The 25,086-nt window shown below is 37.5% G+C and carries 22 protein-coding genes and 1 tRNA gene; 18 read left to right on the top strand and 5 right to left on the bottom strand.

Going from position 1 to position 25,086, the window contains the following annotated elements; translation table 11 throughout:
* Positions 1 to 13 precede the first annotated feature (13 nt).
* The 5 genes from argS (at position 14) to H0S70_RS12495 (ending at position 5,873) form a co-directional block, all read left to right on the top strand.
* Complete coding sequence (gene argS / locus H0S70_RS12515) at positions 14 to 1,792, top strand: arginine--tRNA ligase (RefSeq protein WP_188321034.1); 1,779 nt, start codon at positions 14 to 16, stop codon at positions 1,790 to 1,792.
* A complete protein-coding gene (locus tag H0S70_RS12510; RefSeq protein ID WP_188321033.1) occupies positions 1,792 to 2,832 on the top strand; it encodes an AMP-binding protein in 1,041 nt (346 codons plus the stop codon). Before argS ends, H0S70_RS12510 begins: the two co-directional genes overlap by 1 nt.
* A 17-nt stretch (positions 2,833 to 2,849) precedes the next feature.
* Positions 2,850 to 3,242 carry an alternative ribosome rescue aminoacyl-tRNA hydrolase ArfB gene (arfB, locus tag H0S70_RS12505; protein WP_188321032.1) on the top strand — a complete coding sequence of 131 codons (393 nt, stop codon included), beginning with the start codon at positions 2,850 to 2,852 and terminating at the stop codon, positions 3,240 to 3,242.
* A gap of 1,140 nt (positions 3,243 to 4,382) precedes the next feature.
* On the top strand, positions 4,383 to 4,763 hold the full coding sequence (locus H0S70_RS12500; protein ID WP_188321031.1) for a GreA/GreB family elongation factor: 381 nt from the start codon (positions 4,383 to 4,385) through the stop codon (positions 4,761 to 4,763).
* Positions 4,764 to 4,898: 135 nt separating this feature from the next.
* Complete coding sequence (locus tag H0S70_RS12495) at positions 4,899 to 5,873, top strand: deoxyhypusine synthase family protein (protein ID WP_188321030.1); 975 nt, start codon at positions 4,899 to 4,901, stop codon at positions 5,871 to 5,873.
* A gap of 108 nt (positions 5,874 to 5,981) precedes the next feature.
* On the opposite strand, the gene H0S70_RS12490 is transcribed toward H0S70_RS12495, so the two are convergent.
* Positions 5,982 to 7,088, bottom strand: coding sequence for a Fic family protein (locus tag H0S70_RS12490; protein ID WP_188321029.1), 1,107 nt, complete (start codon positions 7,086 to 7,088; stop codon positions 5,982 to 5,984).
* 241 nt (positions 7,089 to 7,329) lie between these two features.
* Between H0S70_RS12490 and H0S70_RS12485 the strand changes: the two genes are divergently transcribed.
* The 3 genes from H0S70_RS12485 to H0S70_RS12475 all read left to right on the top strand — a co-directional run bounded on the left by H0S70_RS12485 (position 7,330) and on the right by H0S70_RS12475 (position 11,452).
* The gene (locus H0S70_RS12485) at positions 7,330 to 9,735 is read left to right on the top strand and encodes an alpha/beta hydrolase family protein (RefSeq protein WP_188321028.1); all 2,406 of its coding nucleotides are present in this window, start codon (positions 7,330 to 7,332) and stop codon (positions 9,733 to 9,735) included.
* Positions 9,736 to 9,904: 169 nt separating this feature from the next.
* Entirely contained in the window at positions 9,905 to 11,137 is a 1,233-nt protein-coding gene (locus tag H0S70_RS12480; protein WP_188321027.1) for an S-adenosylmethionine:tRNA ribosyltransferase-isomerase, read from the top strand.
* Positions 11,138 to 11,146: 9 nt separating this feature from the next.
* On the top strand, positions 11,147 to 11,452 hold the full coding sequence (locus H0S70_RS12475) for an MGMT family protein (protein WP_188321026.1): 306 nt from the start codon (positions 11,147 to 11,149) through the stop codon (positions 11,450 to 11,452).
* Between the two features lie 57 nt (positions 11,453 to 11,509).
* On the opposite strand, the gene htpG is transcribed toward H0S70_RS12475, so the two are convergent.
* A complete protein-coding gene (gene htpG, locus H0S70_RS12470) occupies positions 11,510 to 13,402 on the bottom strand; it encodes a molecular chaperone HtpG (protein ID WP_188321025.1) in 1,893 nt (630 codons plus the stop codon).
* Between the two features lie 138 nt (positions 13,403 to 13,540).
* Complete coding sequence (recA, locus tag H0S70_RS12465) at positions 13,541 to 14,542, bottom strand: recombinase RecA (protein WP_055042342.1); 1,002 nt, start codon at positions 14,540 to 14,542, stop codon at positions 13,541 to 13,543.
* A 149-nt stretch (positions 14,543 to 14,691) separates the two neighbouring features.
* Here recA and H0S70_RS12460 point away from each other — a divergent pair.
* A tRNA-Gln gene (locus H0S70_RS12460) sits at positions 14,692 to 14,762 on the top strand.
* A gap of 529 nt (positions 14,763 to 15,291) precedes the next feature.
* Here H0S70_RS12460 and H0S70_RS12455 read toward each other — a convergent pair.
* Together H0S70_RS12455 and H0S70_RS12450 are read right to left on the bottom strand one after the other, a co-directional pair.
* Positions 15,292 to 16,173, bottom strand: a complete 882-nt coding sequence (locus H0S70_RS12455; protein WP_188321024.1) for an SDR family oxidoreductase — start codon at positions 16,171 to 16,173, stop codon at positions 15,292 to 15,294.
* Between the two features lie 98 nt (positions 16,174 to 16,271).
* The gene (locus H0S70_RS12450) at positions 16,272 to 17,612 is read right to left on the bottom strand and encodes a dihydroorotase (protein WP_188321023.1); all 1,341 of its coding nucleotides are present in this window, start codon (positions 17,610 to 17,612) and stop codon (positions 16,272 to 16,274) included.
* 125 nt (positions 17,613 to 17,737) lie between these two features.
* On the opposite strand from H0S70_RS12450, the gene H0S70_RS12445 reads away from it, so the two are divergent.
* From H0S70_RS12445 to ribA, 9 genes are all read left to right on the top strand, one after another.
* Positions 17,738 to 19,156 carry an oligosaccharide flippase family protein gene (locus H0S70_RS12445; protein WP_188322247.1) on the top strand — a complete coding sequence of 473 codons (1,419 nt, stop codon included), beginning with the start codon at positions 17,738 to 17,740 and terminating at the stop codon, positions 19,154 to 19,156.
* A 6-nt stretch (positions 19,157 to 19,162) separates the two neighbouring features.
* Entirely contained in the window at positions 19,163 to 19,594 is a 432-nt protein-coding gene (gene dut / locus H0S70_RS12440) for a dUTP diphosphatase (protein ID WP_188321022.1), read from the top strand.
* A gap of 41 nt (positions 19,595 to 19,635) precedes the next feature.
* Positions 19,636 to 20,664 (top strand): sugar phosphate nucleotidyltransferase, encoded by a 1,029-nt coding sequence (locus tag H0S70_RS12435; RefSeq protein ID WP_188321021.1) that lies wholly within the window; start codon positions 19,636 to 19,638, stop codon positions 20,662 to 20,664.
* 91 nt (positions 20,665 to 20,755) lie between these two features.
* A complete protein-coding gene (locus H0S70_RS12430) occupies positions 20,756 to 21,550 on the top strand; it encodes a DUF4292 domain-containing protein (RefSeq protein ID WP_188321020.1) in 795 nt (264 codons plus the stop codon).
* Positions 21,547 to 23,130: a peptidoglycan DD-metalloendopeptidase family protein gene (locus H0S70_RS12425; RefSeq protein ID WP_188321019.1), complete on the top strand. Its 1,584-nt coding sequence runs from the start codon at positions 21,547 to 21,549 to the stop codon at positions 23,128 to 23,130. The genes H0S70_RS12430 and H0S70_RS12425 overlap by 4 nt, the downstream gene beginning before the upstream one ends.
* Positions 23,131 to 23,163: 33 nt before the next feature.
* Complete coding sequence (locus H0S70_RS12420; RefSeq protein ID WP_088263512.1) at positions 23,164 to 23,367, top strand: Sec-independent protein translocase subunit TatA/TatB; 204 nt, start codon at positions 23,164 to 23,166, stop codon at positions 23,365 to 23,367.
* A gap of 12 nt (positions 23,368 to 23,379) precedes the next feature.
* Positions 23,380 to 24,006, top strand: a complete 627-nt coding sequence (locus tag H0S70_RS12415) for a DUF4254 domain-containing protein (RefSeq protein ID WP_188321018.1) — start codon at positions 23,380 to 23,382, stop codon at positions 24,004 to 24,006.
* Complete coding sequence (locus H0S70_RS12410; RefSeq protein WP_123904139.1) at positions 23,987 to 24,457, top strand: hypothetical protein; 471 nt, start codon at positions 23,987 to 23,989, stop codon at positions 24,455 to 24,457. Before H0S70_RS12415 ends, H0S70_RS12410 begins: the two co-directional genes overlap by 20 nt.
* An 8-nt stretch (positions 24,458 to 24,465) precedes the next feature.
* Positions 24,466 to 25,080 (top strand): GTP cyclohydrolase II, encoded by a 615-nt coding sequence (gene ribA, locus H0S70_RS12405; protein WP_188321017.1) that lies wholly within the window; start codon positions 24,466 to 24,468, stop codon positions 25,078 to 25,080.
* The last annotated feature ends 6 nt before the right edge of the window (positions 25,081 to 25,086 follow it).

Here is a 25,086-nt window from a genome sequence, read left to right as displayed (position 1 = left end):
TCAAAATTGTAACATGAATATTAAAGATATCATTGAAGATAAAATTGCGGAGGTTATTCAATCGGTTTTCCAGATTGATGATGTGAATCATCCGAATTCCATCAAACTTGAGGTGCAGCAAAACAAATCGGAGTTTGAAGGCGACTTTACCATCGTGACCTTCCCTCTCGTGAAGGTTTTAAAGAAAAGTCCGGATCTCATCGCAATGGAACTGGGCGATGCCCTTTCTACGCAATCCGATCTTGTGGAAAGCTACAATGTGGTCAAAGGTTTCCTAAATCTTACCATTAAGAAAAGTTTCTTTTTAGAGAATTTTAAATCTACCAAAGAAAACTTCGATCGAGTGGTTCCAAAGAACGAAACCGTAATGGTGGAATATTCTTCGCCAAACACCAATAAACCACTCCATTTAGGTCATATTAGAAATAATTTATTGGGATATTCGGTAGCAAAAATCCTTACCGCTGATGGATATGATGTTATTAAGACCCAAATTATCAACGACCGAGGAATCCACATCTGCAAATCGATGCTTGCTTGGGAACGTTACGGAAATGGTGAAACTCCACAATCCACCCAAATTAAAGGTGACAAATTTGTGGGGAATTTTTATGTAGAATTTGACAAACATTATAAGAAAGAAATCGCCGAACTGAAAGAGCAAGGATACGATGAGGACGTTGCCAAAAAGCAAGCTCCTATTATTCTTGAAGCTCAAAAAATGTTGCTCGACTGGGAAAAAGGAGACGAAAAAGTACGTTCGCTTTGGAAAGAAATGAACAGTTGGGTTTACGAAGGTTTTGCGCAGACTTATAAAAGACTGGGCGTCGATTTTGATCAGGTTCAATACGAAAGCAACACTTATCTCTTAGGTAAAGACCTCATCCAGGAAGGTTTACTAAAAGGTGTTCTTTACAGAAAAGATGACGGTTCAGTTTGGTGCGATTTAACCGACGAAGGTCTCGACCATAAATTGTTGCTGCGATCCGACGGTACTTCGGTTTATATGACTCAGGATTTGGGAACCGCTGTTCAGCGATTCAAGGAAAATAACATTCAGAAAATGATTTACACTGTAGGAAACGAACAGGATTATCACTTCGATGTGTTGTTCAAAATTCTGAAGAAATTGGGCTATAGTTGGGCAGAAAACCTTTTCCACCTTTCTTACGGAATGGTAGAACTTCCGGAAGGCAAGATGAAATCCCGGGAAGGAACCGTAGTTGATGCTGATGATCTGATGCAGGAAATGGTAGAAACTGCCAAAGAAAAAGCAGAAGAACTCGGCAAACTCGAAAATCTTAGTGAAGAGGAAAAAGAAAAATCATACGAAACAGTAGGTTTAGGCGCATTGAAATATTTCATGCTGAAAGTAGATCCGAAGAAAAAAATGCTCTTCAATCCAAAAGAAAGTATTGATTTTAACGGAAATACCGGGCCTTTTATTCAATACACTTATGCGAGAATTCAATCGTTGCTGAACAAAGCCAACTATGCGGAACAAGCGATTGCCGAGTATGAAATGAATGATTCTGAGAAGGATTTGGTGATGAATCTTTCCAACTTCAAGGAGGTGATTGCCAAAGCAGCGGAAACCCTTTCGCCGGCATTGGTTGCCAATTATGTTTATGAATTGGTGAAATCTTACAACTCGTTCTATCAGAACAATCCGATCCTCAACCAAGAAAACGAAAACACAAAAAACTTCCGTCTCGAATTATCCGCCCTTACCGGAAAAACCATTCGCAAAGGTCTGGAACTACTAGGAATCGGAACGGTTGACAGAATGTAATGGAACTCGATTTTTCTAAAAATATTCAATTAAAATCACTTTTTCCCCAAACCGAATTTGAGGAGAAAGTGATTTCTTTTTTGGAGGATTGGCATTCTGATTCTACCACAGTTTCCGTACAAACATCAGGCTCCACCGGCGTTCCGAAGGTTTTTGAAATCGAAAAAGAACGTATGCAGAGTTCTGCAAAGATGACCTGCGATTATCTTGGATTAAAAGAAGGAGATTCCGCATTGGTTTGCCTTCCTGTTGAATATATTTCCGGTAAAATGATGATCGTACGTTCGGTGGTGAGAAATTTGAAACTTTCCATCGAAAGTCCTTCTGCAAAACCCATTGCCAACCTCGATCATGAAATTGATTTTTGTGCGATGTCGCCGCTTCAGGTTGAAAATTCACTTGATCAGATTCATTTTATTAAAAAAATCATCATCGGTGGTGCACAAGTTTCGGAATCATTAAAACAAAAAATCGATAAAGTCCTTCGCAGTACTTCCAACAAAACTACGATTTACGAAACGTACGGAATGAGCGAAACGCTTTCCCACATTGCTTTGAAACAACTTTATCCCATTCCGGAAGAACATTTCACCTTATTTGAAGGCGTTGAAATCTCTTTGGATGAAAGAGGATGTCTCAACATAAAAGCTCCAAAACTTAATCCTGAGATTCTTCAAACGAATGATTTAGTTGAATTAAAAAACAACAGACAATTTAAGTTTTTAGGAAGATTCGATAACGTCATTAATTCCGCCGGGTTGAAGATTTTCCCTGAACAATTGGAAGATTTCATGAAGCAAAAACTCTCCAATGAAATTGTTTTTTTAGGTTTAAATGATGAAACTTATGGTCAAAAACTGGTTGCCGTAATTGAAAGTGAAGAAACCGATGAACTGAAATCACAGCTCTCTCCTATTCTATCGGAACTTGCCGAAACTTTCACCAAAAATCATCTTCCGAAACAGATTTTTTATCTTGAAAAAATCCCGAGGTTACCCAACGGCAAAATTAACAGGAAAGAATTGCTACATTTGTTTTAAAACTAATTGATTCCACTATGAGAAATTTCACGAAAGAGCTTACCTACAAAACTTCCCGCAGCAGTGGCGCAGGAGGCCAAAACGTGAATAAAGTAGAAACATCCGTGACGGTGCAATGGAAAGTTGCCGACACCGAATTTTTTAGCAACGAAGAGATTGAACTGATCTCGGAAAAGCTCAAAAACCGCATCAATTTGGACGGAATTCTTCAACTTACCGTTTCAGAAAGTCGCACACAGCTTCAGAATAAAAAAATAGCGACCGAAAAGATCTTAGAATTGGTAGAGAAATCTCTCATTAAACCCAAACCTCGAAAAGCTACAAAACCATCTAAAAGACAAATTGAAAAACGCATTACCGCGAAAAAACAGATTTCTGAAAAGAAGGAGAATAGGAGGTTTAGGTTTTGAAGATGTTAGATGTTAGATGCTAGATGTCAGATTCCAGATCCTTGGCTCTTGATTATAAAGCCATTTTTTTCACCGCAAAAGGATCAAAAGTTTTTTCTTTTTTAAGCTATTCCAAAGGACGAAAAAGGTGAACGTCAGATTCAAGTAATGATATTCAGATTTTTGGCTCCTGACTCTTCATTCGAAAACATTTTAACCTTATAACCTCTTAACCTTCTAACTCTTTTTCAACCACAAAAGGATCAAAAGTTTTTTCTTTTTTAAGCTATTCCAAAGGACGAAAAAGGTGAACGTCAGATTCAAGTAATGATATTCAGATTTTTGGCTCCTGACTCTTCATTCGAAAACATTTTAACCTTATAACCTCTTAACCTTCTAACTCTTTTTCAACCACAAAAGGATCAAAAGTTTTTTCTTTTTTAAGCTATTCCAAAGGACGAAAAAGGTGAACGTCAGATTCAAGTAATGATATTCAGATTTTTGGCTCCTGACTCTTCATTCGAAAACATTTTAACCTTATAACCTCTTAACCTTCTAACTCTTTTTCAACCACAAAAGGATCAAAAGTTTTTTCTTTTTTAAGCTATTCCAAAGGACGAAAAAGGTGAACGTCAGATTCAAGTAATGATATTCAGATTTTTGGCTCCTGACTCTTCATTCGAAAACATTTTAACCTTATAACCTCTTAACCTTCTAACTCTTTTTCAACCACAAAAGGATCAAAAGTTTTTTCTTTTTTTAGTTATTCAAAAGGGGGTAAAAGATTCGAGATGCAAGATTTCAGATTCTTGGTTCTTTCTCCATTTGTTAATCGATGTTAAATATTTGCTTTTCAGGAAGTTAATTTTTATCTTCGTGAAAATCTTCAATCATCATGGCTTTAATGCTCTTTTTATCCGACTTTGGTCGTCTATCAGGACTTTTGCAGTCATTGATGTATCTTCATACCGATTCATTTCTGAAAAGTTCCAAGGACTTTATCCATTAATCCCTGTCAGGTTCAAGACGGGGAACCCATCGTTTTTTAATAATCATTTCGAGATGTGCTTTCGGCAGACAAAATATCCATTGACGTTTTGCCTAATTGCGTTGAACCGAACTTGGAAGCATATTTAATTCATTTTAAAAAATATAAGATTAATGTCCGATCAAATCATTTTAACAACAGGAATTTACGACGCAATAAAAGATCATTTAAGAAGAAAAAAAGTAAGTCACAATGAAGAAGTAAGATTGGCTTCCGAACTGCGAAATGCGCTACAAGTGCGAAGAAGGGTTTTACCGGAAGACGTAGTGACGGTGAACCGAAAAGTGACCATCAAAGACCATAGCCAAAACAAGGAAGAAGAATATATTTTTGTAGGTGTTTCAGAAGCGAAACCGAAGAAAAACAAGCACTCGATTTTATCGGATATGGCTTTGGCAACGGTAGGATACAAGGTTGGTGATGTCATTGAATGGCCTTTCCGAGACGGAGAGCGTAGAATTGAAGTCTTGAAGGTTGAAAATTGGCAGAACTAAAAATAATTTCTTTATATAAAAATGAAAGTACGGCTCATGATGGGCTGTACTTTTTTCTTTGGAATAATAAGCTTTTAAACGTACGGGATTTCGATTCCAACCTAAAATATTATCTTTGCAAAAACAATTAGAGAAATGAATAAACCGATCACAGAATTTCTAGAAAAATATTATCTCCATTTCAATGCAGCAGCATTGGTGGATGCTTCGAAAGGCTATGTTGCGCACCTGAAAGACGGCGGTAAAATGATGATTACCTTAGCCGGAGCGATGTCAACAGCGGAATTAGGAAAGATTTTGGCGGAGATGATCCGTCAGGACAAAGTAGCGATTATTTCGTGTACAGGAGCTAACCTTGAAGAAGATGTAATGAACTTGGTTGCTCATTCACACTACAAAAGAGTACCTAATTATAGAGATTTGACGCCTGAGCATGAAAGAGATTTGCTAGATCAACACTTCAATCGTGTGACCGATACTTGTATTCCTGAAGAGGAAGCATTTCGTCGTCTACAAAAGCATTTGGAAGATGTTTGGCATGCAGCAGAAGAAAAAGGAGAGCGTTATTTCCCGCATGAATTTTTGTATCAAGTAGTGAATTCCGGTGTTTTGGAGCAATATTATGAAATCGATCCAAAAGATTCATGGATTGTCGCTGCAGCCGAGAAAAACCTTCCGATTGTTTGTCCAGGTTGGGAAGATTCTACCACAGGAAATATTTTTACGTCAAACGTCATCAAAGGAAAACTGAATGTTCATACCGTAAAATCTGGAATTGAGTATATGATTTATTTAACAGAATGGTATCGTGCAAATTCCGGTGGAAAAGGCGTTGGTTTCTTCCAAATCGGAGGAGGAATTGCTGGAGATTTCCCAATTTGCGTAGTACCGATGATGTATCAGGATTTGGAATGGGAAGATGTCCCTTTCTGGGCTTATTTCTGCCAGATTTCAGATTCTACAACTTCTTACGGATCTTATTCCGGAGCAGTTCCGAACGAGAAAATCACTTGGGGGAAACTCGATGTGGATACACCAAAATACATTGTTGAAAGTGATGCCACCATTTGCGCACCGCTGATGTTTACTTATATTTTAGAAAATTCTTAATTCTATTTTCTTTCACGAAAAATAAACTCTCGCATTTGCTTGTGAGAGTTTTTTATGTGATTGGGGGTGATAGAATAATGTTAAGTGTGGTAGAAAGAAGTTTGAGTTTTAGTACATGTTCAACTCGTACGAAACGGAACGGCCGGCTCCTACTTTAATAAAGGCGTTCATTTCTGCGAGTTGCTGTAAATCTCTTGTTGCTGTAGCTTTTGAGGTTTTAGTGATGGAGATGTATTTTTTGGCAGTCATGCCACCTTCGAATCCCTCTTCTCCCTGCTCCATCATTTTATTGATGGCTTTTAATTGCCTTTCATTAAGCTGATCCTGAAAACTGTCAAAAAACCGGACTTTTTTTAGTGTAAAAGTCACTACGTTTTTAGAATTAATAAGCGCAGCATTCAAAATATCAAAGAAATAATGCACCCAGTCTGTAATCTGCAAGTTTCTCTGTGCCTTTTTCAATTCATTATAATACCTTGATTTGTCTTTCTCAATTGCTTTTGAAAGACCTACAAAAATGGGTACTTCCAATTTTTCAGCTAACGCTTTTTCGGCTAAGGCGCGTCCGATACGTCCGTTTCCATCTTCGAAAGGATGCAATGTTTCGAAATATAAATGAGCAATTGCCGCCAATAACATCGCCTCTCCAACTTTCCCTAAATTTGGTTTAGTAAAGCTTTTATACCAACCAATAAATTCCGGAATCAGCACCGGTAAATCTTTAGCAGGAGGTGCTTCGTAATGAACGGTGAAATTTCCGAAGCTCCCAGAAACCACTTGCATTGGTTCTTTCCCTTTTCTAAACTGACCGTGGTTAATGGATTCTTCGTATTCCATTAATATTTTATGCCAATCTAATAATAGATTTTCGTCCAATGTTTTGTTATAACTTTTCTGGACTTCAATCATTAATACCGCAATAGCATTCGCTTTTTTATTTTTTGTGGTTTTATGGAAATCTTTATATCCTAAATTGAGTTTTAAAGATGACATTACCTCCTCCCTACTAAAATATTCACCTTCGATTTCAGAAGTTTTCAATGCTTCTGAAAGCAATAATTCTGTAAAAACATCCCGTTTTGTTTCTTCAGAAAAACCTTGCAAAATACCATTGGTCTCTCCCAATTCTAAAGCAAAATTCTGAATACCAGGAAGTAGTTTCTCGGTGCTGTACGAGAAATCCGGAAAGTTTTCTAATTGCCAAATATAGTTCATGAGCCGATTGCGATTAATATTCGGCTCAAATATACTAAAAATAATGAGCCGATTATCCTTTCTAATCGGCTCAATTGTTCGAAATCCTATAGAATTGAGATAGGGAGACTAAGAAAGTATTAATGACTCGAAAGCTGCGGGCAGCTTTTCCATAAAGCTCCAGATAAGTTCAATGAATTTTATATTTCCAAGGTATTTCTTCGTTAAATTTTCTTATTTTCGTAATTAAAGCTGATATTAAATGAAAAAAACTATTACAGTGGTATTTTTGGCAATGATAGGATGGATCAACGGCCAAGAAAATTTAAGCTACCAACAACCTTCTGCAGAGATTCTGAAATTAGCAGATTACCAAAGACCACCTTCGGTATCTATGGACAGCAAACGAGAATGGATGATTTTCTCTTACCGAGATACCTATAAATCTTTAGATGAACTGAACCAACAAGAAATGAGGTTGGGCGGTTTGCGAATCAATCCTGTAACCAATATTTCAAGCTCACTAACCTACATCACCAACCTGAAAATAAAAAAGGTAAAAGATAAAGAGGAAACAACGGTGAAAGGGTTGCCGAAAGTAGCTAAAATCGCCTATACCACTCTATCACCAGACGAGAAGAAATTGGCATTTACTAATACTACCGACAAAGGTGTAGAACTTTGGGTGATTGATTTAGCTAACGCAACAGCTACTCGACTCGTCGCTGACCAACTTAATGCCAATCTCGGCATGCCTTACCTTTGGTACAAAGACTCCAAGAATATGTTGGTCAAAACAATTCCTCAAGACAAACCTAAGTTAATCGATTCCAGCAAAGATCTACCTACAGGTCCAATCGTTTCTACGTCTGATGGTAAAGTATCCCAAAACAGAACCTATCAAGATTTGCTAAAAAATCCGCAGGATGAAATTAATTTTGAAACTTTGACTAAAGCCGATCTGAAAAAAGTTAATCTCAATGGAGACATAACCGAGGAAAAAACTGCAGATCTCTATGCAGGAATGAGTTTCTCGCCGGACGGTAAATATTTAATGCTTACCACCATCAAGAAACCTTTTTCTTACATAGTTCCGCTTAGTCGATTTCCAATGACCACTACCATTTACGACCAAGCTGGTAAGTCGGTAAAAACAGTGAACGAGGTACCATTAACTGAAATTATGCCTAAAGGTTTTTCTTCTGTTCGAACCGGAAAAAGAAACATGACATGGCGCGATGATCAGCCGGCAACTTTGGTTTACGCAGAAGCATTGGACGGAGGAGATCAAAATAAAACCGCGGAGTACAGAGACGAAATTTTCACATGGGAAGCTCCATTTACCACTGCTGCGAAAAGCCTTTTCAGGACAAAACAGCGTTATTCAGGGACAGAATGGTCTAATTCCAATTACGCGGTTATTTCCGAAAGCTGGTATGATTCCAGAAATACAAAATCATTTCTTTTAGATTTGAATACTGGAAATTCAAGAATGATAGAAGATCGGAATTTTCAGGATGTGTATAATGATCCTGGGCAATTTTTTGAAACCAAAAATGAATATGGAAGAAATGTAATCAATGTAAAGAAGGACAAAGCATACCTCATCGGAGAGGGCTTCACGAAAGATGGACAAAAACCTTTTATTGATGAGCACGATTTAAAATCATTAGCAAAGAAAAGATTGTACACCGCACAAGTAAGCGGAGTGAAAGAAAGCATCATCGATATTATGGATATTGAAAAAGGTGAAATTTTGGTCCGCCAAGAATCCGCAACCCAATACCCCAACTCCTATAAAAAAAATATTAAAACCGGAAGGATTGAAGCATTAACCAACTTCGAAAATCCTTTTGCTAGCTTGGGAAAAGTCTATAAAGAAGTAATCAAATACAAAAGAAATGACGGCGTAGATCTCACCGGAACTTTATATTTACCTGCCGGCTACGATAGAAAAAGCAAAAAAGAAAAATTACCTTTACTTATTTGGGCTTATCCAACAGAGTTTAAAGACAAAAATACGGCTGGAATGAATACCCAAAATCCCAATGATTTTACATTTCCAAGTTATGGATCGTTCATATATTGGGTAACTAAGGGATATGCGGTCTTAGATGATGCAGCCTTCCCAATCATCGGTGAAGGAAAAGCTGAGCCAAACGACACTTTTATTCCTCAACTCCTCGCCAACGGAAAAGCAGCGATCGATGCAGTAGATCAACTAGGATATATCGATCGGAAAAAAGTTGCGGTAGGAGGTCATTCATATGGTGCATTTATGACCGCTAATCTGTTAACTCATGGTGATGATTTTACCTGTGGAGTAGCACGAAGCGGTGCTTATAATAGAACTTTGACTCCATTTGGTTTTCAGTCAGAGCAGCGCAATTATTGGGAGGTGCCGGAAGTATATAATACGATGTCTCCTTTTATGCACGCCGATCAAATGAAAAAACCTTTACTGTTGATTCATGGAGATGCGGATAACAATCCGGGAACTTTCACCTTGCAAACCGAACGTTATTTTCAAGCACTTAAAAATTTAGGAGCACCCGTTCGCATGGTTTTACTCCCGAAAGAATCTCATGGATATGCTGCAAAAGAAAGCATTCTACACACCTTATGGGAACAAGAGCAATTTCTCGATAAATGCCTGAAAGGAAAATAAACTCATCAAAACCGCCTAACAAAAGGCGGTTTTTTTGTTAAATCTTCTTTTACAAAACCCTTTTAATCGAAATAAATAGGACTACTATTGATTTTTGCAAATAAAAAAATGACATCATCTTTTCTTAATTTATAATTGAAAAAGATAAAGAATTTCAGAAATTTGCAGCATGCATCCGAAACATTTAAGAATTGAAGATTTTACCTATGATTTACCTGCCGAAAAAATAGCATACAATCCGGTAAATCCACGTGATCAATCCAAATTATTAGTTTATCAAAACAATAAAATCTCCGAAAACACGTATCGAAATATCAGTGAATATTTGCCTGAAAATGCGGTATTGGTTTTCAACGATACCAAAGTGGTGAAATCGCGCATCTTTTTCCAAAACGAAAATGGCGCCACCATTGAAGTTTTCTGCTTGGAACCTTACGGTGAAGCCATTGATTACGAACAACATTTCACCGAGAAAAATTCCGTTACCTGGATTTGCTTTATCGGAAAAGCGTCCAAATGGAGAGAACATCAGCTCACGAAAACCATAAACGTAGAAGGACTTTCTGTTGAACTTTCCGCCGAAATCACCGGAAAATTGGAAGACGCCTATATTGTGACTTTCACCTGGTCGCCATCAGAAATTCCTTTTGGAAAAATTATGGATGCAGCCGGCGTTACACCACTTCCGCCTTATATCAAAAGAATTGCCGAGAAAGTAGATGAAGATTCCTACCAAACCGTTTATTCCGAAAACGAAGGTTCGGTTGCGGCTCCTACTGCGGGACTTCATTTTAGCCGAGATGTTTTGGTTGATTTAAAGAAAAAAGGCATTTCATCACTTTTTACTACCCTTCACGTAGGTGCGGGAACCTTTAAACCCGTGAAATCCGAAGTGATGGAGGATCATGTGATGCATTCGGAATATCTCAATATCACGACCGCTTTTTTGGAAGATTTAGCGGCAAAAATTCATCAACCAATTATCACGGTAGGAACGACTTCTACCCGAACTTTGGAAAGCATTTATTGGATGGGCAATAAAATTGTACAAAATCCGGAAATCAGCTACGAAGCTTTAAAAATCACCCAATGGCAACCCTACGAAACAGAAGCAAATTGCAGTGCCGAAGAAGCGATTGATGCCCTATTGAAATGGATTAAAAACACCCAGCAAGACCATCTTTCCATCGAAACTGAGATTATTATCGCTCCGGGATATTCTTTTAAAATGGTAAAAGGTTTAGTCACCAATTTTCATCAACCGCAATCTACCCTTTTGCTTTTGGTTTCTGCATTAATTGGGGATCAATGGAAAAATATTTATCAATACGCTTTGGAAAACGATTTCCGTTTTCTGAGTTATGGCGATGGAAGTTTGCTGTTGCCCAACAACTATTTTTAATTAAAAATCATGGATTCTTTGTTTACCCAACAGGTTTTTGAAATCATCCGACTTATTCCCGAAGGTCGAGTTACGAGTTATGGAGCCATTGCTAAAGCAGTTGGTTTTCCCAACCATTCCCGACATGTGGGAAATGCACTGAGGAATTATGCTGAAGATTTTCCGGCGCATCGGGTTTGTAATTCTTCCGGGCATATCACTGCAAGTTGTCTTGAGAAGTTTACTAAAAAATTAAACAAAGAAGTCATAAACGTACAAGGAAATAAGATTCTGGATTTCAAGAATTTATTTTGGAATCCTTTGGAAGAACTATAAAAAAACGGCGGAACTATCAATTCCGCCGTTTACAATGATTAAGTGATCATTGATTAATTACTTCGCTAAATCCTGATAACTTCTTTGGATAAAATCGGTCAATTCTTTTCCTTTCAAAAGGTTTTGAGACAATTTTGCCAAATCCAATGCATGTTTGATTTGCGCAGTTTTGTCTTCAGAATTTTCAATTTTTAAGATTTTTTCGGCCAAATCGCTGTTGGTATTTACCACCAAATTGTACATTTCCGGGAAACCACCCATCGCGAACATTCCGCCACCACCGGTCGCTTGCATATCTTTCATTCTTCGCATAAATTCCGGCTGAGTGATCACAAAAGGCGCATCGGTACTTTCCAAATCTTCGAGTTGGACGGTAAATTTCGTATCAGAAATTCCTTCTTCAATACTTTTCTTCAAGGCCTCTTTTTCTGTATCATTTAATTTAGAAATAATTGGCTCATCTTTTTTAATTAAATTATTGATGTGATCGGCATCTACGCGAGCAAACTGGATTTTCTCTTTAGAAGATTCCAATTTCTGGATCAAATGCGGAACAATCGGCGAATCGAGCAATAACACTTCATAACCTTTATCCTGAGCCGCTTGTATGTAGCTGTGCTGATCGTGTTCGTTGGTTGCATACAAGATCACCAAATTTCCGTTTTTGTCGGTTTGGTTGGCTTTAATTTTATCTTGAAGTTCATTCCAAAGGAAATATTTTCCATCAACATTTGGATACAACGCAAACTTGTCGGATTTTTCGTAGAATTTCTCTTCAGAAATCATTCCGTATTCGATAACGATTTTGATGTCGTTCCATTTTTTCTCGAAATCTTCACGGTTTTCATTGATTAAAGAAGCCATTTTGTCGGCCACTTTTTTGGTGATGTAAGAAGAGATTTTCTTCACCGCACCATCCGCCTGAAGATAAGACCGGGAAACATTCAGCGGGATATCCGGCGAATCGATTACTCCGCGAAGCAACATCAAGAAATCGGGAACAATTCCTTTTACCTCATCGGTTACAAAAACCTGGTTTTGATAGAGTTGGATTTTATCTTTTTCGATATTCAGATTGTTCGCCAATTTTGGGAAGAAGAGAACTCCGGTCAAATTAAACGGATAATCTACATTCAGATGAATATGGAACAAAGGATCCTCGAACTGCATCGGATACAACTCGCGGTAGAAGTTCAGATAATCTTCATCTTTTAATTCGGATGGCGATTTTGTCCATGCTGGCTCTGGATTGTTGATGATATTATCAACTTCCTGAGTTTCGGGTTTTGCATCTTCAGCTGCGTTTTCCGGTAAAGGTAAGGTTACAGTTTTGGTCCCAAATTTAATAGGAACCGGCATGAATTTGTTGTATTTTAAGAGCAATTCACGGATTTTGGCTTCTTCTAAAAACTCGGTTGAATCTTCCGCAATATGAAGGATGATTTCCGTTCCTCGTTCGGTTTTATCAGCAGTTTCTTCGAGAGAAAACTCAGGACTTCCGTCGCAAATCCATCTTACGGCAGGTTCGTCTTTGTAAGATTTGGTAAGGATTTCCACTTTTTCGGCGACCATAAATGCTGAGTAAAAACCTAGTCCAAAGTGACCGATAATTCCCGCATCTTTTGCGCTATCTTTATATTTTTCAAGAAATTCTTCCGCCCCGGAAAACGCGACCTGATTGATGTATTTTTCAACTTCTTCCGCCGTCATCCCGATTCCTTGGTCGATAATGTGAATTTTCTTGTTCTCTTTATCGATTTTCACTTCAATTTTTGGGTTTCCGTAATCCACTTTGGCTTCACCGATATTGGTTAAATGCTTCAATTTCAAAGTAGCGTCGGTTGCGTTGGATATTAGTTCGCGCAGGAATATTTCGTGATCACTATACAAAAACTTCTTGATCAGCGGAAAAATATTCTCTACCGAAACATTAATTTTTCCTGTAGTCATAATTTTTTAGATTTAAATTTAAACTACAATTTCAAAAAAAATACCATGCGTAAGAAAATGACAATTTGGCATTTTTTCAGAAAATAAGGTATAAAAAAAGGCAACCCGATGGCTGCCTTCTGTAGTAATTTGCGTTTATTATTTATTCAATAGCGCTTCTTTAATCTTAGCTTCCAGTTCTTCTGCAAGTTCCGGATTGTCTTTCAACATATCACGAACGGCATCACGACCTTGTCCGAGTTTGGTTTCTTCATAGCTGAACCAAGAGCCACTTTTCTTCACTACTCCCGTTTCCACGGCCATATCCAAAATTTCACCAACTTTTGATACGCCTTCACCATACATGATGTCGAACTCAGCCATTTTAAAAGGCGGAGCTACTTTGTTTTTCACGATTTTCACCTTCACTCGGCTACCAACAGCTTCGTCACCGGTTTTGATTGGAGCACTTGCTTTTCTAATATCAATTCTCACCGACGCATAGAATTTAAGTGCATTTCCACCGGTTGTAGTTTCCGGATTTCCGAACATTACCCCAATTTTTTCTCTTAATTGGTTAATGAAAATTACGGTACATTTTGTTTTAGAAATGGTTGCTGTTAATTTTCTTAAAGCTTGAGACATCAATCTTGCGTGCAATCCCATTTTGGAATCCCCCATTTCGCCTTCGATTTCAGCTTTAGGAGTAAGCGCAGCCACAGAATCGATTACCACGATATCCACAGCGCCGGAACGGATTAAATTATCCGCGATTTCCAAAGCTTGTTCCCCATTATCGGGTTGGGAAATGATCAAATCATCCAAATTGATTCCCAATTTCGCAGCATAATGTCTATCGAAAGCGTGTTCCGCATCGATGAATGCAGCAATACCTCCCGTTTTTTGAGCTTCTGCAATAGCGTGCAGGGTTAAAGTTGTTTTACCAGAAGATTCCGGTCCGTAGATTTCGATTACCCTACCTCTTGGATAACCACCCACGCCTAAAGCAAGGTCGAGTCCCAAAGAACCTGAAGGAATCACTTCGATGGAGCTATCCACAGAAGCATCTCCCAAAGTCATTACTGTTCCTTTTCCGTAGGTTTTATCTAGTTTTTCAAGCACTAGTGCGAGTGCTTTTTTCTTATCGTCAGTACTGCTCATTTGTAAAAATTATTTGTTCAAAAATACGGAAATAAAATTTTATAAAAGCCACTGGAAAAATGAAATATTAATTTTTTTTAAAATTATTTTCAAAAAAGTTTTGTTCGATAAGAAAATATTTTTTAGATTTGCACCACCAAAATAAGGACAGACCCATGGTGTAACGGTAGCACTTCGGTTTTTGGTACCGCCTGTCGGGGTTCGAATCCCTGTGGGTCTACATTTTGATAACTAACGCTCTGATTTTCAGGGCGTTTTTTTTGTTTAGGTTGAAATTTATCCAATTATGGCAAAATGCATTAAATAATCAGTCTGCTAATCTTCCCATTTACATAATGTTCTCCCTTTCTCTCTTGCTTCCGCAATCGTGACTGTGTGGATGTCGGTTGAGCAATTGCTGAGGCCTCTACAAGATTTTTTGAGGTGATACCTCTCGCTATTTTTACCTTTACAAATAAATACTTTTGATGGCTGATTTTTGAAAAGTAGAGTGATCGAAAATAGAATAATTAAGAATTTCATTTAAATTTTTAATTGCAGTGTGATTGTTTTAATATGTTTAACTCGAAAAGTTTAAATATAATAATTTCATCGATAGTAAAGGGATTTGAATAAAATCTTATTTATGGAAATAGTAAATATCAACACAAAAGAACCGCCGTGAATCGATTATTCACAGCGGTTCATGCACTATTTAACTTTCAGCAAATAATTTTTGATACTGAATACTTCTGATATAATCAAAAAAATCAACTCGATTTCTTCGCCTTAATCATGGATTCGAGCATATCCCACATTTCCTGAGGGATTTCTTCGAGCATATTGAATTCGCCGGCTCCCTGAAGCCATTCGCCACCATCAATGGTAACTACTTCCCCATTCATATACGCCGAATAATCGGAAACGAGGTAAGCCGCCAAGTTGGCCAATTCCTGATGCTCCCCAACTCTTCTTAACGGAACTTTTTTGCGCATATCGAACTTTTCTTGGAGATCTCCCGGTAATAATCTATCCCACGCGCCTTTTGTCGGAAATGGTCCAGGAGCAATTGCATTAAAACGAATACCATATTTTGCCCATTCTACAGCCAAACTTCTGGTCATTGCCAAAACTCCTGCTTTTGCACATGCGGAAGGAACCACATAAGCAGAACCAGTCCATGCATAAGTCGTGACAATATTTAAAACCGTTCCGGGGATTTTCTGATCGATCCAATATTTCCCGATGGAAAGAGTGCAGTTTTTGGTTCCTTTTAAAACAATATCCAAAACAGAGTCAAATGCCGAGTGCGTCAATCTTTCGGTTGGAGAAATAAAATTTCCCGCAGCATTATTCAGCAGAATATCAATTTGCCCAAATTCTTTTATCGCCGCCTCTTTCATTGCTTCCACTTCGTCCCAGTTGCGCACATCACATGCTACGCAAAGGATTTTTCCGCCGGTTTCATCTTCCAATTCTTTAGCGGTAGTTTGCAGTTTTTCAAGATTTCTGGAAGTGATGACGACTTTTGCTCCGAGTTGGAGAAAATATTTAGTCATTGCCTTTCCGAGGCCGCTTCCGCCGCCGGTCACTATTGCTACTTTATCTTTTAACGCTCCTTCCTTGAGCATCGGTTGGGTATAAAGATTCATATCTTTGGTTTTTTGGTAAATTTAAACAAATTTCTTAGCTTAAATTGCGAATTATTATGCTCAAAATAAGGGAAATGAAGGATTCGCATACTAATCAATTACTCTTTTCTATCAAAAAGTAATCTTTCACCATGTTTCTGCTCGTCAACTTTTCCGTTTTCGAAAGCTAATTTTCCATTGACAAAAGTGTGGGTAATTTTCGAGTGGAACGTTGTTCCTTCCAGCGGACTCCAACCACATTTATAAAGCAGATTTTCTTTTGCAACGGTGTAAGTTTCATTCAAATCAACCAAAACAAGGTCGGCTTTGTAATCTTCGCGAATAAAACCACGTTTTTCCATTTGAAAAAGAATTGCAGGATTGTGACACATTTTCTCCACCAATTTTTCTAAAGAAATTTTTCCGTTTTGGAAATTCTCCAACATCAATTGCAAAGAATGCTGCACCAAAGGTCCACCGGAAGGCGCTTTCGTGTATACATTTTGTTTTTCTTCCCAAGTATGCGGCGCGTGATCGGTGGCAATTACATCAATTCGGTCATCGAGCAACGCTTCCCAAAGTCCATCTTTGTCATGTTGAGTTTTCACCGCCGGATTCCATTTAATTAAAGTTCCTTTCGTTTCGTAATCTGCATCGGTAAAAGTGAGATGATGAACGCAAACTTCCGCAGTAATTTTTTTATCTTTTAAAGGGATATCATTTCTGAATAAATCAGTTTCTTTCGCTGTAGATAAGTGATAAATATGAAGTCTAGCTCCGGTTTTTTTTGCCAGTTCTACTGCTTTTGAACTTGAGAGGTAACAAGCTTCTTCGCTTCTTATCAAATGATGAAATTTCATTGGAATATCTTCGCCGTATTGTTCTTTGTAGATTTCGGTGTTTTTACGAATCGTTGCTTCATCTTCACAGTGAACACAAATAGGCATTTTTACCTTACTGAAAATTTCTTCCAAAGTGTCGGGATTATCCACCAGCATATTTCCTGTAGAAGATCCTAAAAAAAGTTTAATTGCGGCAACATTTCTGGGATTTGTATTAAGAACTTCTTCCAAATTATCGTTGGTTCCGCCCATCGAAAAAGAATAATTGGCGTAAGATTTCTCGGCTGCGATTTGATATTTTTCTTCCAAAAGTTCCTGGGTTACGGCGTTCGGAACCGTGTTGGGTTGTTCGATAAAACTCGTAACTCCGCCTGCAATTGCTGCTCTAGATTCGCTTTCAATATCGCCCTTGTGCGTTAATCCTGGTTCACGAAAATGCACCTGATCATCAATGATTCCCGGTAAAAGATACTTTCCGGACGCATCTATTACATTATCAACATTTTCATCAGAAATATTTTTTCCGATTCTTGAAATGAGATCGTTTTCGATCAGCAAATCGCTTTCAATAATCTGATTTTCGTTGACAATTTTGGCATTTTTAATGAGGATTTTCATGGTTTTGCAATATTTATAATGGGAATTTGAAAGTTATGAATTGAACTTTCACAAAATTAATACATAAAACCAAATTTTTCAATCTCAAATCTAATTAATTACATTTGCAGAAAATAAACGCTGTTTTGAAAAAGCTTCTGAACGAAACCATCATCTACGGAATCGGCGCCATTTTGCCAAGGATCATTATCTTCATTCTGAATCCTCTGTACATTCATCACATCAACAAAGACGAATTTGCACAGTTCACCAATTTGTATGCAATTATTTCGTTTGTAAATATTATTTTGACTTTCGGTTTCGAAACTGCATTTTTTCGTTTTTCGTCGGAAGAGGAAAATAAAGAAAAAACGTTCAACACTTCGTTTTGGTTTCTAGCAGGAACCTCTACATTGTTTCTGGTATTGTGTTTACTCTTTAACCAACCACTTGCCGATGCGATGGGGTACAGCAAAAACCCTGAATTCATCCGTTGGTTTGCTTGGATTGCCTTTTTCGACACCATTTGTGTAATTCCGTTTGCGTGGCTTCGTTACCACAACAAACCGATAAAATATTCATTGATTCGCGTGCTTCAATCTTTGGCACAAACCATCATTGTAGTTCTGCTTTTTATGTGGATTCCGGCAGAATTTTCAAAAAAATTAGGAATGACCGAGAAGGTTTCTTACCCGTTTTGGAGTAATTTAATGGGCAGTCTTTTAGGCGTTATTATGCTTTTCCCTATTATTTCTAAAGTAAAATTTCAATTTGCAAAAGATCTTTTCGTGCGAATGATTTCTTATTCTTGGCCAATTATGGTTGCCGGATTTGCATTTATGGTCAATGAAAATTTCGATAAAGCAATTCAATATTATTTCATCGACGAGGGCGATGCCGGAGCTTACGGCGGTTGCTACAAACTTGCTGTTTTGATGACGCTTTTCGTCACTGCTTATCGCATGGGAATTGAGCCATTTTTCTTTAAACAAATGCAAAACGAAAACGCCAAAATTACTTACGCGAAAGTGACCGAGTATTTTACATTTTTCGCATCGATTGTCGCGATGGGAATAATTGCTAATATTTCGTGGCTCAAAACACTTTTTATTCCTAATAAATCTTATTGGACCGCAATTGATATTATTCCGATCATCGTAATTGCCAACTTGTGTTTCGGCATTTATTACAACCTTTCCACTTGGTACAAAGTAACGGATAGGACAAAAATCGGAACTGTAATTTCGTGGGCTGGAGCGTTGATTACCATTATATTAAACCTTGTTTTACTGAAAAAATTCGGGTTTATGGTTTCGGCGTGGACTACTTTGGCTGCGTATTTCACGATGATGGTTTTGTCTTATTTTCTTGGTCAAAAATATTATCCGATTCCTTATCGAATCAAGAATATTTCACTTTGCCTGATTCTTTTGGTGGTCTTCAGTTACGTTTCTTATAAATTATTTAATGCAAATTTTTGGATAGGAAATTTATTATTTCTCATCTTTACGGCAATAATTGTTTACAGCGAAAGAAGATTTGTCTTGAGCAAATTCAAAAGATAAAATTTAATGAAAATAAAAATCGTCAATAAGTCCAAACACCCTTTACCAAAATACCAAACCGCACTTTCAGCCGGAATGGATTTGTATGCCAACATCGAGGAATCTATTGTTTTAAAAAGTCTTGAAAGAAAGCTGATTCCCACAGGATCATTTATTGAGCTCCCTGAAGGTTACGAAGCACAAGTGCGCCCCAGAAGTGGTTTAGCCATAAAAAATGGAATTACCGTACTGAATTCTCCCGGAACAATTGATGCGGATTACCGAGGCGAAATTGGAGTTATTTTAGTAAATTTGTCAGCCGACGAATTTATGATCAATGATGGCGACAGAATTGCCCAAATGGTGATTGCAAAACACGAAACTGCCGTTTGGGACGAAGCTCAGCATCTTACCGAAACAGATCGCGGTGCCGGTGGATTCGGAAGTACTTCCAAATAAAACCAACACAGTATTAATATAAGTTGTAAAAAAACATTCATATGAAAATTATAGTTCCCATGGCAGGACGTGGCTCCCGATTAAGACCACATACACTTACCGTTCCTAAACCATTAATTCCTATCGCAGGAAAACCCATTGTACAGCGATTGGTAGAAGATATAGCAAAAGTGGCAGGTGAAAAAATTGATGAAATCGCCTTTATTATTGGAGATTTCGGGCCGGAAGTAGAAGCATCTTTGGTAGAAATTGCTGAGAAATTGGGTGCAAAAGGAAGTGTGTATGTTCAGGACGAACCTCTGGGAACCGCACATGCAATAAAATGTGCAGAAGCATCCATGCAAGGCGATGTTGTCGTTGCATTTGCCGATACTTTATTTAAAGCTGATTTTATTTTAGATAAAAATTCAGATGGTGTAATTTGGGTGAAAAAAGTGGAAGATCCATCCGCATTTGGCGTTGTAAAACTCGATGATTACGGATTCATCACCGATTTCGTTGAAAAGCCAAAGACTTTTGTTTCTGATTTAGCGATTATTGGAATTTATTATTTTAATTCTGCAGAAAAATTGATGGATGAGATTAATTACATCATGGACAATGACATTAAACAAGGCGGTGAATATCAATTGACTACCGCATTGGAAAACCTTCGCCAAAAAGGAGCGAAATTCTCGCTTGGAAAAGTAGATGATTGGATGGATTGCGGAAACAAAAATGCCACTGTAGAAACCAACGGAAAAGTTCTGAACTACGAAAAAGAGAATGTTGCCCACTATCCAGCATCAGCGAAAATTGAAAATTGCATGATTATTCCGCCATGTTTTATTGGTGAAAATGTGGAAATTTACAACTCGAAAATCGGACCTTGTGTTTCTTTAGGAAACAACACGAAAATCATCAATTCAAATATTGACAATTCGCTAATTCAAGAAAACACATTAATTGACCACGGAAATCTCAGTAATTCCATGATCGGAAATTCCGCACAATACTTCGGAGTTGCCCGTGAAATTTCATTGGGAGATTATTCCGTTCTCGATTTCCTATCAAAAAGCGAAAGTAATTAAACCACCACTAATAACGGTATACAACTAGCCACACAAAACAATTTGTGTGGTTTGGCGTTAATATTGCAAAGTTCTGAAGTAAAATTTTAATATGAAAAAACACATCATAGTCCTACTGAGTGCATTTCTTGTAGTTTCCTGCAAAACTAAAACAGTTCTTAACCAACCTACGAGTACAACATCACCCATCTCTTCAAACGCAGCATTTTTCGATAAAATCACTGAAAAGCCAAAATTTGAACAGGTGAAAATCAACTCCAGAGTAAACGTTGAAACAGGAAGTTTTATCCCAACTTTGGACGCCACAATTTACATCGAAAACGGGCAAAAAATCTGGATGAACCTGGTTGCTGTTTTCCTGAATGTAGGGCGCGGAATTGCTACACCCGAAGGAATTAAAGGTTACGAAAAATGGAACAAAACCTATATAGAGTCCGATTTTTCTTACTTGAACAATTTACTGAATGTTAATTTTATTGATTTCCGTTCATTACAGAATTTGTTGACGGGAAAAACCTTTATTCCGGTCAATGAAAAGGATTTTGTTTTAACTAAAAATTTGCAAGGTTACAACGTAGCCTCATCCAAAAACTTAAAATTCACCAGCGATGGAAAAGTTTCTGAATACACGGTTTCGATGGATTATACTAATGATTTTGATTTATCTAAAGTTAATTTAAAAAACATCAACACCGCAGATCAGTTGGAAATCACCTATTCCGATTGGATTAATGTAGAAGGAACGAAATTCCCAAAAAATGTTAAAATAATTATAAAAGGTTCAAAAACAAGCCAAATTCTACTTGAAAACACGAAATTTGAAAGTTCGAAAATGGATACTCCGTATTCAGTTCCCAGTAATTATACGAAAACAGAGATCAAATGATTAAAAAACTGAGCTTTTTAATAGGACTTTTTTTGTTTGGGATGTTATTTTCCCAAAAAAAGGAACAACTTCAAAAGCAAAATGCTGAACTCAAAAAACAGATTGCTGCCATCAATTCAAATTTGGCAAAAACCCAACAGCAATCAAAACTTTCGGTGGCTTATCTAACTGAAGTTCAAAAGAAAATCCAGCTGCGCGAAAAAGTTTACACCAATACCCAAAAAGAAAAACGCTTCATTGAGGACGACATCTATCTTCGTCAGTTAGAAATCAATAGACAGAATCGGGAATTGGCAGTTTTAAGAAAAAATTACGCAGAAGTTTTAGTAAAGGCCTACAAAAATAAAGGGGTACAAAACAAAGTAACCTTTATTTTATCATCGAAAAATTTGGGAGAAGCATTACGAAGAGTTCAATATTTAAAAGATTATTCTGATTATCAGGATAAAAAAGCGGCGGAAATTTCTGATGCTGCAAAACAATTGCTGCAGAATATCAACCTTAAACAAAAATCAGTTAAGGATAAAGAAGTATTGCTTGCCAATCAACAAAAAGACCTTTTGACAATTGAAGCCGAAAGAAAACAAAAGGAAAATCTTCTGCAAGAATTCAAGAAAAACGAAGCCCAACTTACCGCTGAACTGAAGCAAAAACAAGTTGAATCGAAAAAACTTGAAGGCCAAATCCGATCCATCATTGCAGAGGAAATACGGATTGCAAAAGCCAAGGAAGAAGAGCGCAAGAAAGCCGAAGCCGAAAAAATAAGGTTAGCAAAAATAGCTGCTGAAAAAGAAAAAGCAAGAATCGAGGCCGAAAACAGAGCTAGATTAGAAGCTCTCGCATTAGAGAAAAAACGCGCCGACGAAGAAGCTAAACGTTTGAAAGATATTGCAGAAAGAAAAGCAGCAGAAGAAACTGAACGATCCAGAATAGCTGCAGCCGCCGATGCTAAGAAAAATGAAGATGCTAAAAGAGCTGCTGATGCCGAAAAAGCGGAAAACAGAAGAATTGCCGCTGCTAAAGAAGCTGAAATAGCTGCTGCAAAAGCAAAAGCCGCAGAAGAAAAAGCTGCAAACGCAAAAGCCGCCGAGGCGTCGCTCACCAAAAAAACCGAAGCTGAAAAGAAAGCTGCTGAAACCAAAGCGATGACCAATTATGGAGTTTCGAGCGCCGTTGGTAATAACTTCGCTGCCAATCGCGGAAAAATGGGAATGCCGGCTTACGGAACGATTACCCACCGATTCGGACGACAGCCACATCCGGTATTTAAAAATATTATTGAAGAAAACAACGGAATTAAGATCGCGGTTGCTAAAGGAACGGTTGCAAAATGTATCGCACCTGGAACTGTGTCTCGTGTGGTAGCTTCTGGGGACGGCACTAAAATGGTTTTCGTGAAACATGGTGATTATTTTACCATCTACGCCAACCTTGCAAACACAATGGTAAGCGCAAATCAGCAAGTATCGGCCGGTACTCCTATCGGTAGCGTTGGAACCGATTTTGACGGGACCTATACCTTAGACTTTCAAATTTGGAACGGTACCAATCCAGTAGATCCTTTGGGTTGGGTGAATTAAAAAATATAAATTAACTTTGCACAAAATTTAAAAATGGAAGCACTTACTATATTGGCACTTTCTTGGCAGCATTTATTAATCGTTGCAGTTATTGTACTCATTCTTTTTGGTGGAAAAAAAATCCCAGAAATGATGAAAGGTTTAGGTTCCGGCATCAAAGAATTTAAAGATGCAGTAAAAGAAGATGACAAAAAACCATCTGAAGAGCCAAAGAATAACACAAATGCCACGAACTAATTTCTGAGGTTTATGAGTTTTTCGAATAGCGCTTGGGAAATCTTCAATCAATCGATTTACGACTATCACCAAAAAGACCAAGTTGATACTCCGATAAATAACCCATTCCAAAATGATAGTTTGGAACGACTTTTGTATGCTAAAAACTGGATTGACACCGTTCAATGGCATCTGGAAGATATCATTCGTGATGAAAATATAGACCCAACCGAAGCGCTAAAATTAAAAAGAAGAATTGATGCCTCCAATCAGCAAAGAACTGATTTAGTAGAATATATTGATACTTGGTTCCTACAAAAATACAGTAATGTGACGCCCAATCATGATGCAAGAATCAATAGCGAAACTCCTGCATGGGCTGTAGACCGCCTCTCGATTTTGGCACTGAAAGTTTATCACATGTCTCTAGAGGCCAACAGAGAATCAGCAAGTGAAGAGCATAGAAACAATTGTACAGCAAAACTCAATGTACTGTTGGAACAAAAAAAGGATCTCTTTGAAGCTATCGACCAATTGCTGCTTGATATTGAGAACGGTAAGATTAAGATGAAAGTTTACAGACAAATGAAAATGTATAATGATGAAAATCTTAATCCGGTCTTGTATCAAAATGTAAAAAATGGCCAAACTAAATCTTAGTTTCGTTTTATTGTTATTCTTATTATCATCCTGTTCAGTAGAGAAGATGAATCTTTCACCGATCGGTGATAACGCTTCGCAATTAAGTGAAAACGCTATTCCCTATTCCTTTGACCAAAAGAAAATCTTAATCGTACATTCATCCGAAATCTCGAACTTAATTTCTAGTTTTCCTAAGCTAAGAAACGATGCTGTGAATGCTGAAGTTTCCAATCTGAAATATCATCTTAAAGAATACATCATCGCGATGAAATCTTACAATTTAACTCAATTGGATTCCTCGCACCGAAAATTTGAAAAATCGTACAAGAAACTTCAAAAACTCAGGAAATACCTAAATCAGGATGATGACGAGGTTCTTAACCGATATTTGGTTCGTATCAAAACGAGTATGACTTTGATCAATAATAATATTCCACAAGATTCACTTTCTACTTCCCCTAAAAACTAAAATTTTCCATGCTAAAAATTCAAGCGAAGGCCAACGTTCCCACAGAATACGGGAACTTCCGGATGATTGCATTTTCTGAACAAGAAAGCGACTGGATGCCGCACATGGCAATTATTGCTGAAAACACCGATTTCTCTAAACCCGTCAATGTTCGTTTCCATTCAGAATGTATTACCGGCGAGGTTTTTCATTCCAAAAAATGCGAATGTGGACAACAGTTGGATGCAGCGATGGAATTCATGCATGAAAATGGAGGAATCATCATTTATCTAAGACAAGAAGGAAGAAATATAGGAATCATCAATAAATTGAAAGCTTATGCTTTACAAGAACAAGGATTCGATACTGTAGAAGCCAATTTGAAATTAGGACTTCCTGCTGATGACCGAGATTTTTCAGCTGCAATTGAAATCCTTAATTTATTGGAAGTGAAAGAAATCAACCTCCTCACGAATAATCCGGAAAAAATGAAAATTGTGGAAAACAGCAATGTCATTTTAAATAAACGTATTCCTTTGCAAATAACCGCTACTAAAGAAAGTGAAAGCTATCTAAAAGTAAAAAAAGATTATTTTGGTCACCTTCTGATAGACAAAACAGACCCCGATAAAAAAACGCTTTGATTTTTC

Source organism: Chryseobacterium manosquense (assembly GCF_014623485.1).
Lineage (GTDB): Bacteria > Bacteroidota > Bacteroidia > Flavobacteriales > Weeksellaceae > Kaistella > Kaistella haifensis.
The sequence above is the reverse complement of the archived record's forward strand: the minus strand, read 5'-3'. Positions and strand labels throughout refer to the sequence as shown.

Coding starts and splice junctions, on each gene's coding strand:
- argS (WP_188321034.1), top strand. CDS start 14: ATGAATATTAAAGATATCATTGAAGATAAAATTGCGGAGGTTATTCAA.
- H0S70_RS12510 (WP_188321033.1), top strand. CDS start 1,792: ATGGAACTCGATTTTTCTAAAAATATTCAATTAAAATCACTTTTTCCC.
- arfB (WP_188321032.1), top strand. CDS start 2,850: ATGAGAAATTTCACGAAAGAGCTTACCTACAAAACTTCCCGCAGCAGT.
- H0S70_RS12500 (WP_188321031.1), top strand. CDS start 4,383: ATGTCCGATCAAATCATTTTAACAACAGGAATTTACGACGCAATAAAA.
- H0S70_RS12495 (WP_188321030.1), top strand. CDS start 4,899: ATGAATAAACCGATCACAGAATTTCTAGAAAAATATTATCTCCATTTC.
- H0S70_RS12490 (WP_188321029.1), bottom strand. CDS start 7,088: ATGAACTATATTTGGCAATTAGAAAACTTTCCGGATTTCTCGTACAGC.
- H0S70_RS12485 (WP_188321028.1), top strand. CDS start 7,330: ATGAAAAAAACTATTACAGTGGTATTTTTGGCAATGATAGGATGGATC.
- H0S70_RS12480 (WP_188321027.1), top strand. CDS start 9,905: ATGCATCCGAAACATTTAAGAATTGAAGATTTTACCTATGATTTACCT.
- H0S70_RS12475 (WP_188321026.1), top strand. CDS start 11,147: ATGGATTCTTTGTTTACCCAACAGGTTTTTGAAATCATCCGACTTATT.
- htpG (WP_188321025.1), bottom strand. CDS start 13,402: ATGACTACAGGAAAAATTAATGTTTCGGTAGAGAATATTTTTCCGCTG.
- recA (WP_055042342.1), bottom strand. CDS start 14,542: ATGAGCAGTACTGACGATAAGAAAAAAGCACTCGCACTAGTGCTTGAA.
- H0S70_RS12455 (WP_188321024.1), bottom strand. CDS start 16,173: ATGAATCTTTATACCCAACCGATGCTCAAGGAAGGAGCGTTAAAAGAT.
- H0S70_RS12450 (WP_188321023.1), bottom strand. CDS start 17,612: ATGAAAATCCTCATTAAAAATGCCAAAATTGTCAACGAAAATCAGATT.
- dut (WP_188321022.1), top strand. CDS start 19,163: ATGAAAATAAAAATCGTCAATAAGTCCAAACACCCTTTACCAAAATAC.
- H0S70_RS12435 (WP_188321021.1), top strand. CDS start 19,636: ATGAAAATTATAGTTCCCATGGCAGGACGTGGCTCCCGATTAAGACCA.
- H0S70_RS12430 (WP_188321020.1), top strand. CDS start 20,756: ATGAAAAAACACATCATAGTCCTACTGAGTGCATTTCTTGTAGTTTCC.
- H0S70_RS12425 (WP_188321019.1), top strand. CDS start 21,547: ATGATTAAAAAACTGAGCTTTTTAATAGGACTTTTTTTGTTTGGGATG.
- H0S70_RS12420 (WP_088263512.1), top strand. CDS start 23,164: ATGGAAGCACTTACTATATTGGCACTTTCTTGGCAGCATTTATTAATC.
- H0S70_RS12415 (WP_188321018.1), top strand. CDS start 23,380: ATGAGTTTTTCGAATAGCGCTTGGGAAATCTTCAATCAATCGATTTAC.
- H0S70_RS12410 (WP_123904139.1), top strand. CDS start 23,987: ATGGCCAAACTAAATCTTAGTTTCGTTTTATTGTTATTCTTATTATCA.
- ribA (WP_188321017.1), top strand. CDS start 24,466: ATGCTAAAAATTCAAGCGAAGGCCAACGTTCCCACAGAATACGGGAAC.